The sequence below is a fragment of the Roseovarius sp. MBR-6 genome (assembly GCF_040547525.1).
Taxonomy (GTDB): Bacteria; Pseudomonadota; Alphaproteobacteria; order Rhodobacterales; family Rhodobacteraceae; genus Roseovarius.
This window is the reverse complement of the sequence record NZ_JBEPPW010000013.1, coordinates 19,728-32,484: the sequence shown is the minus strand read 5'-3', so window position 1 is coordinate 32,484 and position 12,757 is coordinate 19,728. Positions and strand designations below refer to the sequence as shown.

10 protein-coding genes are annotated in these 12,757 nt (G+C 65.0%); 6 read left to right on the top strand and 4 right to left on the bottom strand.

Annotation, left to right across the window (positions count from 1 at the left end; translation table 11 throughout):
• The first annotated feature begins 9 nt into the window (after positions 1-9).
• The 4 genes from ABIE57_RS14825 to ABIE57_RS14810 all read left to right on the top strand — a co-directional run bounded on the left by ABIE57_RS14825 (position 10) and on the right by ABIE57_RS14810 (position 4,936).
• A complete protein-coding gene (locus ABIE57_RS14825) occupies positions 10-1,131 on the top strand; it encodes a cytochrome-c peroxidase (RefSeq protein WP_354539813.1) in 1,122 nt (373 codons plus the stop codon).
• Positions 1,128-1,673 (top strand): Rieske 2Fe-2S domain-containing protein, encoded by a 546-nt coding sequence (locus ABIE57_RS14820; RefSeq protein ID WP_354539812.1) that lies wholly within the window; start codon positions 1,128-1,130, stop codon positions 1,671-1,673. Before ABIE57_RS14825 ends, ABIE57_RS14820 begins: the two co-directional genes overlap by 4 nt.
• 15 nt (positions 1,674-1,688) lie before the next feature.
• A complete protein-coding gene (locus ABIE57_RS14815) occupies positions 1,689-4,355 on the top strand; it encodes an arsenate reductase (azurin) large subunit (RefSeq protein ID WP_354539811.1) in 2,667 nt (888 codons plus the stop codon).
• A gap of 62 nt (positions 4,356-4,417) precedes the next feature.
• Entirely contained in the window at positions 4,418-4,936 is a 519-nt protein-coding gene (locus ABIE57_RS14810) for a DUF2478 domain-containing protein (protein WP_354539810.1), read from the top strand.
• Positions 4,937-5,211: 275 nt separating this feature from the next.
• Here the strand turns inward: ABIE57_RS14810 and ABIE57_RS14805 are convergent, their stop codons facing one another.
• On the bottom strand, positions 5,212-6,873 hold the full coding sequence (locus tag ABIE57_RS14805) for an alpha/beta hydrolase (protein WP_354539809.1): 1,662 nt from the start codon (positions 6,871-6,873) through the stop codon (positions 5,212-5,214).
• Between the two features lie 199 nt (positions 6,874-7,072).
• Between ABIE57_RS14805 and ABIE57_RS14800 the strand changes: the two genes are divergently transcribed.
• On the top strand, positions 7,073-8,179 hold the full coding sequence (locus ABIE57_RS14800) for an alpha/beta hydrolase (RefSeq protein WP_354539808.1): 1,107 nt from the start codon (positions 7,073-7,075) through the stop codon (positions 8,177-8,179).
• Here ABIE57_RS14800 and ABIE57_RS14795 read toward each other — a convergent pair.
• Together ABIE57_RS14795 and ABIE57_RS14790 are read right to left on the bottom strand one after the other, a co-directional pair.
• On the bottom strand, positions 8,176-9,549 hold the full coding sequence (locus tag ABIE57_RS14795; RefSeq protein WP_354539807.1) for a sensor histidine kinase: 1,374 nt from the start codon (positions 9,547-9,549) through the stop codon (positions 8,176-8,178). The two genes, ABIE57_RS14800 and ABIE57_RS14795, sit on opposite strands and share 4 nt — an antisense overlap.
• The gene (locus ABIE57_RS14790) at positions 9,542-10,213 is read right to left on the bottom strand and encodes a winged helix-turn-helix domain-containing protein (protein ID WP_354539806.1); all 672 of its coding nucleotides are present in this window, start codon (positions 10,211-10,213) and stop codon (positions 9,542-9,544) included. Before ABIE57_RS14790 ends, ABIE57_RS14795 begins: the two co-directional genes overlap by 8 nt.
• 156 nt (positions 10,214-10,369) lie before the next feature.
• On the opposite strand from ABIE57_RS14790, the gene ABIE57_RS14785 reads away from it, so the two are divergent.
• The gene (locus tag ABIE57_RS14785; protein WP_354539805.1) at positions 10,370-11,518 is read left to right on the top strand and encodes a Do family serine endopeptidase; all 1,149 of its coding nucleotides are present in this window, start codon (positions 10,370-10,372) and stop codon (positions 11,516-11,518) included.
• A 138-nt stretch (positions 11,519-11,656) separates the two neighbouring features.
• Here the strand turns inward: ABIE57_RS14785 and ABIE57_RS14780 are convergent, their stop codons facing one another.
• On the bottom strand, positions 11,657-12,742 hold the full coding sequence (locus tag ABIE57_RS14780) for a patatin-like phospholipase family protein (RefSeq protein ID WP_354539804.1): 1,086 nt from the start codon (positions 12,740-12,742) through the stop codon (positions 11,657-11,659).
• Between the last annotated feature and the right edge of the window lie 15 nt (positions 12,743-12,757).

Genomic DNA, 12,757 nt, shown 5'->3' with positions numbered 1-12,757 from the left:
GTTCGAGATATGAAACGTCCCATCACCCGCATCCTGGGCAGCGCGGCGCTCTCGGCGCTGCTGGGCCTGCCCGCTCTGGCAGAGGGCACGTCGCCGCTGGCCAGTCTGCCGCCCCCGCCTATCCCAGATGACAATCCCATGACCCCGGAAAAGGTCGCCCTTGGCGAAAAGCTCTTTTGGGACGGGCGGTTGTCGGGCAACGGGTCGATGCCCTGCTCGGCTTGCCACCTGCCGGATCTCGGATGGGGCACCGGGGGGGCCATCAGCTTTGGCTATCCCGGCACGCAGCACTGGCGCAACAGCCAGACCATCCTGAATTCGGCCTATTACAACAAGCTCTTCTGGGAGGGCAGCGCCACATCGCTGGAAGCGCAGGCCCCTGCCGCCGCAGGCGGCGCGGTCGCGGGCAATGGCGACGGCTCGATGATGGAGATGCGGCTGCGCTTCGTGCCCGAATATGTCGCGGCGTTCCGCGAGGTGTTCGGCACCGACTGGCCGCATGTGGCCAATGCCTGGGACGCCATCGCCGCCTTTCAGCGCACCATCGTCACCGACGCCACCAAGGTGCCGTTTGATCGCTATCTTGCCGGTGACACCGGCGCCATGAGCGACGCGGCCAAGCGCGGCATGGAGATCTACAACGGCAAGGCGGGCTGCATTTCGTGCCACAATGGCGCGCTGGCCTCGGACCAGAAATTCTACCGGACCGGCGTGCCGGCGGCGGAAGAATTCGGGATCGACCCGCTCTATCAGATCACGCTCAGATGGGAGCTTTACCAGAAGGGCGTGACCGAAGAGGTCTATCGCAAGGGCGACGATGATCTGGGGCTTTACCACGTCACCAAACGCCCCGGCGACAAGCACAAGTTCCGCACGCCGAGCTTGCGCGAACTGCGCTGGACCGAGCCTTACATGCACAACGGCGCGCTGTGGTCGCTGGCCGATGTCGTTGAGTTCTACAACGCCGGTGGTGGCGAGGGGCAAACCGCCGGGCTGCAACCGCTGGGGCTGAGCGCGGATGAAAAGGCCGATCTGGTGGCCTTTCTTGAGGCGATGTCGATGGACGAGCCGATGCTGGCCGAGGCCCCCGAACTGCCCGCAACCGCAACATGGTCGGAGTTTCTGAAATGACCCAAGCCACGAAGACACCAGCCAAGGCGCATGACTGCACGTCCTTCAGCCGCCGCAATTTCCTGATCCTCGGCGGCGCCTCTGTCACGGTTCTGGCCACCTATGGCGGCGGGGCCAGCGCGCAGGATCTGGTTTCCTCCTCCTATGTCCGGCAGGTCGTCGGCAAGGTGTCGGAACTGGAGCAGGGCGTGGCCACCACGTTCAGCTATCCCACCGCTGACATCGAGAACATCCTTGTGATGCTCGATGAAGAGGCCGGCGGCGGCGTGGGCGAAGGGCGCAATATCGTGGCCTTCAACACCATCTGCCCGCATCAGGGCGGCTATATGGGCGAGGCGGATTTCAAGCGCCCGCATTCGGTGCTCGGGCCCTGTCCGCTGCATCTCTCGACATTCGATCTGACCAAGCATGGCATGATCGTCTCGGGCCACGCGGTCGAAAGCCTGCCGCAGATCGTGCTCGAGATCGACGGCGACGACATTGTCGCGACCGGGGTGATGGGGCTGTTCTACGGCTACAGCCAGAACCCGACCGGCGCGTGAGAAAGGACCAGAAAAATGGCTGACACAACTCTCAGAAACCGCGAATTCGTCCCCCTGCCGCCGCCGGATGCAGAGATTCTGACCACCGCCTGCAGCTATTGCATCGTGGCGTGTTCCTACAAGGTCTATCGCTGGCCGGTGGGCCGCGAGGGCGGCACGCAGGCCGACCAGAACGCTTTCGGGGTGGAGTTCCCCACCTTCGGCGCGCCCTGGATCGCCCGCAGCCAGCACAATATCGGCATGCACGAGGGTATCCCGCACCACTTCGTGGTCATCGCCGACGCCGATGCCGAGACGGTCAATCCCGGTGGCAACTATTCGGTGCGCGGCGGCACGCTGGCGCAAAAGATCTACAACCCCGACACGCCCACCCGCGACCGGCTCAAAAATCCGATGGTGCGCATTGGCGGCATCCTGACGCCCGTGAGCTGGGATCTGGTGACCGATGTGATGGCGGAGGTCTCGCAATACGTGCTGTCGAAATATGGCGAGCACGCCTGGGGCATGAAAACCTTCTCCTACGAGTATTTCGAGAATACCTATGCCATCCGCAAACTGGTGGATCGTGCCATCGGCACGCCCGTTCACGCCTGGCATGACAAGCCGATGCGCGGGCCGGATGCCACGGGTCTGGACGATGCAGGGCTCAATTCCTTTGCCGCCACCTACGAGGATTGGGGCAAATGCGACGTGGCGTTCCTCTCGGGCGTTGACCCCTACGAGACCAAGACCGTGCTCTTTACCTCATGGATGATGGGCGGCGACAATCCCGGCAAGAAGATGATTTTCGTCACCCCGCACCGCACCATGGGCGTGGAATACGGCATCAGGAACGGCGGGCTGTGGCTGCCGGTCATTCCGGGCACCGATACCGTGCTGCATCTGGCACTGGCCAAGATCATCATCGACAATGGCTGGCAGGATCAGACGTTCATCGACACTTGGGTGAACAACAAGTGGGAGCTGGAATCGGGCTACGGTCGCGGCACCCGCAACACCGGCTGGCAATGGCGCACCACATGGGGCCGCTGGCAATCGGATTGGGAGGATTTCCAGAAATTCATCGCCAATGAACCCGCCGCCCAGTTGGAAGAGGCCGCGCGCATCACCGGCCTGCCGGCCGAGGATATCCAGCGCTGCGCCGAGATGATCGCCAAGCCGAACGCGGACGGCTCGCGGCCCAAGACATCCTTCATGCTGGAAAAGGGCAATTACTGGTCCAACAACTACATGAACACCGCCTCGCTTGCCACCGTGGGCCTGATCTGCGGCGCGGGCAACCGCCCCGGTCAGGTGATCAGCCGGGGTGGCGGGCACCAGCGCGGCGGCATGGGCGCGGGCCCCGGCAAGGGCTGGCTCAGCCCCGAGAAACACCCGGGGCGGCGCAAGAAGCCGCTTAATGTCGATCGCTGGGTGATGGATGGCAAGGTGCGCTTCATGTGGACCATGGGCATCACCTGGTTTCCCGCCATGCTGGCCAGTCAGGAACTGGCAAGCCGGGTGGCGGATCTCACGATGCGCAACCCCAACCAGCCGCGTTCGGTCGACCGCGATCACCTGATCGAGGTGTTCAAGGCGCGGGTGGATTCGGGCGGCATGATGCTGGTCGACAGCAACATCTACCCCGTCGAGCCGCTCAATACCCAATATGCCGATATCGTGCTGCCTGCGGCGGGCTGGGGCGAGGTGGATTTCGCGCGCTGCAACGCCGAACGCCGCCTGCGGCTTTACGCCAAGTTCAACGATGCACCGGGCGAGGCCAAGCCGGATTGGTGGGCCATCGGTCAATTCGCGCAGAAGATGGGCCTCAAGGGGTTCGAGTGGACCGAGAGCAACGACGTGTTCGAGGAGGCCGCGCGTTTCTCGCGCAATGGCGTGCTCAGCTATAACGTGCTGGTCAAGGAGGCGCAGAAAGAGGGAAAGAAGGGCCATGAAAAGCTGCGCGAACTGGGCACCACGGGCATCCAGACCCCTATCCGCATGGTAAAGGGCGAAATGATCGGCACCGGGCGGCTGCATGACCCCGAAAATGACTGGGGCGAGGTCGAGGGCGATACCAAGGACCAGAAATGGCTTTATGCCTTCTCGACCCATACCGGCAAGGCCAACATCCTCAAGACGCCGTGGGAAAACGACAGCTGGTCGGATTTCTACGAGGCGGTCAAGCCGCGCGCGGAAAAGGGCGAGGTCTGGATTACCAATGGCCGCGTCAACGAGGTCTGGCAATCGGGGTTCGACGATCTGCGCAAGCCTTATCTGGCAAAGCGCTGGCCCTGGCCGCATATCGTGATCCACCCCGATGACGCCGCACCCCACGGCATCGAATCCGGCGATCTGGTCGAAGGGTTCAACGACACGGTCTATGTCCAGACGGGCGAGCCGGTGGGCGTCAAGGACGGCGATCTGAGCTTTGCCAGCCTGATGGCGAACGGCCATATCAAGACCACCACCGGGCAATTCGTCGCCGTCGCCATCGTCTCGGACGAAATCCGCCCCGGCGTGGCCAAGGCGGCGTTCAACTATCCCGGCTCCATGGCCAACTCGGTCTGCCACGCGGTGCCCGATCCGGTGACAGGCAACTACCGGTTCAAGCTGGGGCGCGGCGTGCTGCGCAAGGTGGGCGAAAGCGCCTACAAGCACAACTTCCTGGAAATGTCGCTCAAACCGCGCCCCATCGGCTGATCGCCCGCCTGCCGCCGGGGATGCCCGGCGGCAGGCCCCATTGCTAGAGAAAGAGCCTGCCCATGCACCTTGCTTTCATCCCGGCCACGTCTCGCGGTGCTGTTGACGATACGCTGCGCGCGGTCGCCAAGGACCTCAAGGCAGGCGGCCGCCGCCTCGCCGGTGTCCTGCCAGAGCCCTGCACCGCTCCCGACCACCACCCCTGCGACATGGACCTGATCGACCTTGCCACCGGCGCGCGGCTCCATATCGCGCAGAAACTGGGACGGCACTCTACCGGCTGCCGTCTGGACAGCGCCGCCATCGAGGCGGCGGCGATGGTGGTGGCGCAGGGACTTGCGACCGCACCCGCCGATCTGCTCATCCTCAACCGCTTTGGCAAGCAAGAGGCCACCGGCCACGGCTTTCATCCGGTGATCGTCGCGGCGCTGGAACGTGGCGTGCCGGTTCTGGTGGGGGTCAACACCCTCAACTGCCCTGCCTTTCACGCCTTCGCCGCCGGATTGGCGGTAGAACTGCCAGACGATCCGCGCACCGTGAAGGGCTGGATCGCCCCGCACCTGACCTGCAACGCCGCCTGAGGAGGCCGCCCATGACCTCAGGCCATCCGGGAATTTACACCACCTTGACGGACGTGACCCCGGCGTAGCGTCGCGAAATGGCGTCAATTCGAAACGCCACCAGACCGAAAGTGCACAATGTAAGGCAGGGCGGGTCCAGAATTGTTGCGGGCGCGAATGCTACCTCTCCACCACACAAATTGTGGATGAGCCCAATTAAGGGCTACGCGACGCCAGTCTGGTTTCCCACTCGCTCAGCGAGTGTATGAAATATGGGGACCACATGGCATTGCCGTTCAGCGTGGTGACAGGTCTTTGAGGTGGTCGATCAGCCGCGCTTCGGTCTCGGGCGACCAGTCCTCCGGGGCAAGCGTCTCGGCCCAGGCGGAGATATAGTGGCGCGCGGCATAATCGTGGCCATATCCCAGCGTGCCCACCGAAACGGCCATATCAAACCCCACCTGGAACATCGTCACCAGCGGGATCCAGCGCATCTCGGGGGCCAGATCGGGCGCGCGGTCAGGGCCCAGCCATACGGGGCGTCGCCAGGCGAGGGAATAGTCGAAGAACACGATCGGATCGCTGCCATATTGCAGGAACACCAGACGGATCGGGCCCCAATCGGCATCGAACCGGGCCAGCCCGCCGTATTGATTGGCCGAGCGGATGAGAGAGCCGTTGCCGAATTGCGGCCGCCATGCCGGGCTGTCTGGCCTGCGGCGGTCCTGCACCATCCGCCAGAAATCGCTCAGGAACGGAGAGCCCGTCCAGAGCGCGCCCTGGAACGGATTGCCCAGCACGTCGAGCAGCGGCAAGGTTTCCTGCGACAGGAACGCCCCGAGGCTGAGCCCGTGCAGATAAAGCGCCGGTCGCGCATCCGGCGGCATCTGCGCCCAATGATCGTAGACCAGATGAAACAGCGCGCGCGATTCCTCGATCCCGTGCTCGGGATCGACGATCACCGACATGACGCTGGTCAGATAGGAATACTGGAGGGCAATCGTGGCCACGTCGCCCCGCGTGATATATTCCATCGTGTCGACCCCGCCGGGATCGAGCCAGCCGGAACCGGTCGGCGTGGCGATGACCAGATATTTCCGCTCAAATCCGCCGACCCGCTTGAATTCTTCGAGCGCGAGCCGCGCGCGGTCCTCGGCAGAGCCGGCGGCGGTGAGCCCGACAAAGACGCGGATCGGCTGTTGCGCGGGCGCGCCCCAGAACGCCGCGATCTCGTCCCGGTCAGGGCCAGAGGTCACGTATCCGCGCCCCCAGCGGCCAAGATCCTCCCAGGCGACAAGCGAGGCGGGACTGCCGGGCACCAGGGCGTCGGTCGGCGGCGCGATCTCCGGCGGGATCACCAGATCGGCGATCCGCGACGCGCTGTCGATGCTGCGCAACACCATGCGGAAGGCAACACCGTCGATCACCGTCCAGAAGAGACCCGCCGCGAGGATCAACCCCGTGGCCCGCGCCACGCGTGGCGGCAAAAAGCGCGCGGTGCGCCGGTCCCAGCGTGCCGAGACAAGCAGAAACAGGCGTCCGGCCAACAGCAGGACCGCGAACAAGGCCGCAGTGATCGCGGCAACCTTGTAGGGCGCGGCGCTGTCGATTTCAGGCAGGCTCCACGCCGCGCGGATTGCGTTCTGCCAGTCCGCCCCTTTCCAAAGACCAAAAATGCAGATCGCCAGCGCTGCGGCCAAAGCCATCTTCTGCAACGCCGGATGCAGTCTGACCTCCCTGAAGCCAAGCCAGCGCACAGCCGATCCGGCCAGATACCAGCCCCCGTAGCCAAGCGCGACCAAAACGCCGCCAAGCGCGCCCTGAAGCGCGGGGTCGCGCGGGACCATCGACGGCGTCAGCGACAGCGCAAAAAACACCGACCCGATCAGAACCCCGATGGGCGAGAGCGTCCCGAAGACTGCGCGTGCCGCAGAGGCCGGATTTCTGCTGGTTCTCATGTCCGAGTGGTCCTTTGCGCGCTTGGCCAAGCCTTCATTCCATGGTTGCGCGGCACAATCCAAGCCCAAATCGCGCGGCGGCGGTATTGCAGTGGCGCAACCCGGCACAGCTTGTCGGGGCAGGGGGATCCTGTTACGAGTCGGGTATTCCCGAAAGACGATAGGCCCAATGCGCATTTTCCGAACACCCCAGCGGTTGTTGAGCATAACCCTGCTGGCGGCCGCAATGGGCCTTGCGGCCTGCACGCGCCCTCCCGAGCTGATCGGGATTGAAAACCCGGACATGCCCGCAGAGGCGGTTGAGGGCATCACCCGGCACCGTATCTTCATCACGACAACGCGCACCCCATCGGACGCGCCCGGTGTCTTTTTGACGTCCGACCGCGCGCGCGCGCTTGGCCTTGGATCGGTGGAGGTTACCATTCCTCCCATGCATCAGCTTGCGCAGCTTGAAAGGCCAAGGCAACTGCCGCCCGATCCCACCCGGCATTTCACGGTCGTGACCCCTGTCCGATACGAGAGCGACCGGGCTTTCATCGCCGCCATCGACAGGGAACTTGCCACGCGGCCCCCAGAGGACCGCACGCTTCTTCTTTTCGTCCATGGTTTCAACAACACGCCCACCGATGCGCTGCTGCGGCTCGGGCAATTCGTCGAGGATAGCGGTTTCAAGGGCGTGCCTGTTTTGCTGACCTGGGCCTCGGCGGCGCGCACGCTGCGCTATGTCTACGACCTCAACAGCGCGCTCATCGCGCGCGAGATGCTGCCGCAGATCGGGGATATCCTTTTGCAGACTCAGGCGCATAATGTCGATGTCTTTGCGCACTCGATGGGCAGCCTTCTTGTCATGGAGGGACTGGTCGAGCGCGAACGCATCGGCGCGCGCGGTCGTGGCAGGCTCGATACCGTCATGCTGGCCGCCCCGGATATCGATATAGATCTTTTCCGGACTCATCTCGACCAGTTGTCTCCCGAAACGCGCAGCTCACTCTTCGTGTTGATATCGGAACGCGACCAGGCGCTGCGCGTCTCGGCCCGCCTCGCCGGGGGTGTGCCGCGCCTGGGGGCGACGCCGCTGGAAGAACTCGAGGAATTCGGACTGACGATCATTGACCTGTCCGCGATCAATGATTCCACCTCTGGGACCCATTCCAAGTTCGCAGGCTCCCCGGAAGTGGTTCAACTGATCGGCGCGGGGCTCAACACGGCGGGCCGCTTCGACGATGACAACACGCCGCTGCTTGACCAGATCCTCACGGTCTCGCCGATCCGGATCCTGCGCAACGCAACGAGCGGCGGGAATTAGGGGCGCGCGATCACAAAGCGGATGGCCACGCGCAGGCCGGGATGATTGTCGCCAAGACTGAGGTGCGCGCCATGCAGATCGGCGATGGCCTGAACCAGCGAAAGGCCAAGGCCGTTGCCCGGTGTCGTGCGTGACCCTTCCAGCCGGTAGAGACGCCGGAACACGGGTGCGCGCTCTGCCTCGGGGATGCCGGGTCCGGTGTCGCTGACGGTGACGAGCGCCTCGCGCGGTGTGCCTTCGAGCGCCAGTGTGATGCGCGAGCCGGGCGGCGTGTGCCGGAGCCCGTTCTCAATGAGATTGGCAACAAGCTGGCCGATCAGGCCCCGATCCCCGTGCACCCTCACCGGCCTGTCGGGCAGGTCCTCGAGAACGAGGATATGACCGCTGTCTTCGGCACTCGGGGCGTAGATCTCGGTCATGGTCCGCAGCACCTCGGCCAGATCGACCTCGCGAAATTGCGATTTTCCGCCGCCTCCCTCGAGCTGCGCGATGAGCAGGAGCGACTGGAACACGGCCGCCGCGCGCTCGGCCTCGGCGGCGGCGCGCGCGGCCATCTCCGCCTCCGTCGAGCCGTCTGCAAGGCGCTCCCCGAGATCGGCAAGGATCACCGAGATGCGCTGGATCGGCGTCTTGAGGTCGTGCGCGATATCCGCCGAAACCTGCCGCAAGGCAGAGATGGCCGCCTCCTGTGCCTGCGCCATCCGGTCGATCCCGGCCCCGATCCGGGCAAGGTCATCCCGGCGGCCCTGCTCGGCCACGCGCGCGGCGAAATTTCCCTCCTCGAGCAGGCGCAGGGCGCTCTCGATCCGGCCCACCCGGCGCGCCGAGGCAATGGCGATCCATGTGCCCACCCCCAGAGAGATCAGCACCGTGGGCAGGATGCTGAAGATCAGCACCGCGACGAAAATCTCCTCGGTCTCGCGGAGCGCGCGGCGGCTTTCGGCCACGACGAGCAAGCCTTGCGCCATCGCGCGGGTGCGATATTCGTAGCCGACTTTCGACAGCGCGCGCCCCTCCTCGCGCTGCGAGAGGCTGATTTCGCGGCCGCGTATCTCGGCTATGGCATTGCCATAGGACACGCCGCCCGGAGACACGAAGACAAGGATCCGGTTCGCTGGATCGACGGCGGCCGCCTCCGCCTCCACCAGTGTGGCCAGCGTGCGGGGGTCGCGGGTGACGCGGAACCCGGCGATCTGCTGGTCGAGATTGGCGGCGATCTGGGCCTCGACATTGCCGCGGATCTTGAGCCAGGCAAGCCCGAGGCTGAGCAGGTTCACCAGCGCGAAGAGGATCACGAGGCCGACCGCCAGCCGCACCGGCGAGGAACGCAGCAGATGCAGCAGGCCCGAGATGCGGCGCGTCTCAGCCATCGATCATGTAGCCCGCACCGCGCACCGTGCGGATGAGATCGCGCCCGAACGGCTTGTCCACCTTGGCGCGCAATCGGCTGATATGGGTCTCCACGACATTGGTCTGCGGATCAAAGCCGATATCCCAGACCGCCTCGAGCAGCATGGTGCGGGTCTGCACGCGGCCCTTGCGGCGCAGCAGATGTTCGAGCAGGGCAAATTCGCGCGGCAAAAGGTCGATTTCGGTGCCCGCGCGCGTGACCCTGCGGCGGATCAGATCGACGCTCAGATCGCCCGCCGAGAGCACGGTTTCCTCGGCCCGGATCTGCGGGCGCCGCGCCAGCGCGTGGATGCGCGCCGAAAGCTCTCCGAAGGCGAAGGGCTTGATCAGGTAGTCATCCGCCCCGGCATTCAGACCCTCGATGCGGTCATCGACGCCGCCAAGCGTGGTCAGGAAGATCACCGGCGTCGTGACCCGCGCCCCCCGCAGCGCCCGGACCAGCGACAGCCCGTCGAGACCGGGCAGCATCCGGTCCACCACGAGCACGTCATAGACCGCATCCATCGCCTGCGTGAGCGCCTCGCGGCCATTCTCGATGTGATCCACGACATGCCCCTCCTGACGCAGCCCACCGAGGATGTAGTCGGCGGTGGTGCGGTCATCTTCCACGACGAGCAGTTTCATGATCGGCTGTCACTTTCTTCGCGGTCTCCGGAGACGCGCCTTTGAAACATTGCGCATTTGTAATCTTGCCGCAAGTTGCCTGCCATCATCGCACCCGATCTTGACGCCAAGGCTCCCGGCAGCACGCCGGGACCCGGTTTTCCGAGGAGAGAGATCATGCAGGAAAAATCAAAACACCGCCTCTGGCCCGCGCTGTTCATGTCGGCCGCTCTGGGGGCCGTGTCGGTCGCCGCGCTTGACACGGCAAGCGTCTCGCCCGCTTTTGCCGCGACCGCAAGGACGGGCGGCTATGCCGATCTGGTCGAGCGTGTCGCGCCCGCCGTGGTCTATGTCGAGGTGACCAAGACCCACGACCAGAGCGATGCCGGGGCTGCCGGAGAGATGCCGCAATCCTTCGCCGAGGAATTCGCTCGGCGCTTCGGGATCCCGATGCCCGACATGCCCGGAATGCCCGATGGGCAGAAGCGGGAACAGTCGGGCGTGGGCGCGGGCTTCATCATCTCGCCCGAGGGCGATATCGTGACCAATGCCCATGTCGTCGAGGGGGCCGACAAGGTGACGGTCAAACTGGCCGATGGCACCAGCCTTGAGGCCGAAATCGTCGGCACGGACCCGACCACCGATCTCGCGCTGATCCGCGTGACATCCGAGGTCGATCTGCCGCATGTCGGCTGGGGCGACAGCGCGTCGCTGCGCGTCGGCGAAGAGGTGATCGCCATCGGCAATCCGTTCGGCCTTGGCAGCACCGTGACTTCGGGGATCGTCTCGGCACTGGGGCGCGACATCAACTCCGTGCTGCTTGATGATTTCATCCAGACCGATGCCGCGATCAACCGGGGCAATTCGGGCGGACCGCTCTTTGACGCCGAAGGCCATGTGGTCGGGATCAACACCGCGATCATCTCGCCCACCGGCGGCTCGGTGGGGATCGGGTTTGCCGTGCCGTCGCGGACCGCGAAAGAGGTGATCGCCGATCTCGCCGATGACGGGCAGGTCGCGCGCGGCTGGCTGGGCGTGTCGATCGCGCCGGTGACCGACGACATGGCCGCCGCCATCGGCATGGAGAGCCCCGGCGGCGCCCTGATCACCGACGTGTCCGAGGATACCCCCGCCGCCAAGGCCGGCCTCAAGCGCGGCGATGTGGTGACGCAAGTCGCAGGTAGCGCCGTGGACAGCCCGCGCGATCTGGTGCGTCTGGTGTCGCTCGCGCGCCCCGGAACCGAGCTGCGCCTTTCGATCCTGCGCGCGGGCCAGCCCACCGACCTGGCCGTGGTGCTGGGCAACCGGGCAGACCTGCCGTCCTGAGCGGGCAAGAAACCGTCATGTCACCGGTTGGCCCCCGTCATGGGGGCCAATCCTTTTGGCCGAACGCAGAGCGGATCGCCTGTCCAGCACCCCCGCTCCTCACCGGGCGCAGCAACCCGGCCTAGGGTATGATGCCGCTCAGGGCTTGACGAAGGACCGGCCCTCGGCGCGCTGCCCCTCCTTGAGATGCGCCGGGGCAAGGCTTTCCTCGAACAGGAAATCGGGCCGCCATGTCTTCTCAAACCCGATCTTGTCGAGATTGACCGCCAGCCACGCATCAGCGGTCTTGCGGCCGATTTCCTTGAGATGCAGCAGGAACGCGCGTTCCGCGTTCAGCTTGCTGGAGGCGGAAAGCGTCTGCATCTCCTCTTCGGCACCGATCATGTGCAGGCGGGCATCGCGATAGGCCGCGCGGTCAAGCCCCTCGGCATGGATCAATTCCCACAGGTAGGCGGCCGAGCGAAGCTCCTTGATCAGGCTGCCGTTGAAGGTGATCTCGTTCAGGCGGTTCTCGATTTCGGCGGCGGTGGTCGGCACCGTGTCGCGGTGGAACGGGTTGATCTGGACAAGGATGATGTCGCGCGCCCCGGTTTCGTCGATCAGCGGGAACAGCGGCGGGTTGCCCATGTAGCCGCCATCCCAATAGGCCTCTCCGTCGATCTCCACGGCCTTGAACATGAACGGCAGGCAGGCCGAGGCCATGACCGCATCCGCCGTAATCTCCGGCTGGCGGAAGATCTTGGGGCGGCCCGTGCGCACATTTGTGGCCCCAAGAAACAGGCGCGGCCACTCCGCGCCGTTGATGGCGTCGAAATCAAAGCAGCGCGACACGATATCCTTCAGCGGATTGATGTCGAAGAGGTTGTATTGATAGGGCGAAAAGGTCCGCGTGAAATATTGCGACAGCACATAGCTGGGCGAGGCGTCCAGCGACCAGCGCCCCGCCATCCGGTCCCACAGGCTGCGGCGGATCGGGCTGAAGCGCGCCGCATCGCTGACCGTGGTCCAGTAGGTGTCGAGGCATTCGCGCGCGGCCTCGCGGCTGCCCTGCGCCAGCCCCTGCGCCAGCGCCACCGCGTTCATCGCCCCCGCACTTGTCCCCGAGATGCCCTCGATCTCGATACTGTCCTCCTCAAGCAGGCGGTCAAGCACGCCCCAAGTAAAGGCCCCGTGCGAGCCGCCCCCCTGCAGCGCGATATCGACGACGCGACGATCTTTGGTCATGGTCTTCTCCTTGGT

Excerpts from the sequence above, each read along its gene's own strand:
- ABIE57_RS14825 (WP_354539813.1), top strand. The coding sequence starts at position 10 with ATGAAACGTCCCATCACCCGCATCCTGGGCAGCGCGGCGCTCTCGGCG.
- ABIE57_RS14820 (WP_354539812.1), top strand. The coding sequence starts at position 1,128 with ATGACCCAAGCCACGAAGACACCAGCCAAGGCGCATGACTGCACGTCC.
- ABIE57_RS14815 (WP_354539811.1), top strand. The coding sequence starts at position 1,689 with ATGGCTGACACAACTCTCAGAAACCGCGAATTCGTCCCCCTGCCGCCG.
- ABIE57_RS14810 (WP_354539810.1), top strand. The coding sequence starts at position 4,418 with ATGCACCTTGCTTTCATCCCGGCCACGTCTCGCGGTGCTGTTGACGAT.
- ABIE57_RS14805 (WP_354539809.1), bottom strand. The coding sequence starts at position 6,873 with ATGAGAACCAGCAGAAATCCGGCCTCTGCGGCACGCGCAGTCTTCGGG.
- ABIE57_RS14795 (WP_354539807.1), bottom strand. The coding sequence starts at position 9,549 with ATGGCTGAGACGCGCCGCATCTCGGGCCTGCTGCATCTGCTGCGTTCC.
- ABIE57_RS14790 (WP_354539806.1), bottom strand. The coding sequence starts at position 10,213 with ATGAAACTGCTCGTCGTGGAAGATGACCGCACCACCGCCGACTACATC.
- ABIE57_RS14785 (WP_354539805.1), top strand. The coding sequence starts at position 10,370 with ATGCAGGAAAAATCAAAACACCGCCTCTGGCCCGCGCTGTTCATGTCG.
- ABIE57_RS14780 (WP_354539804.1), bottom strand. The coding sequence starts at position 12,742 with ATGACCAAAGATCGTCGCGTCGTCGATATCGCGCTGCAGGGGGGCGGC.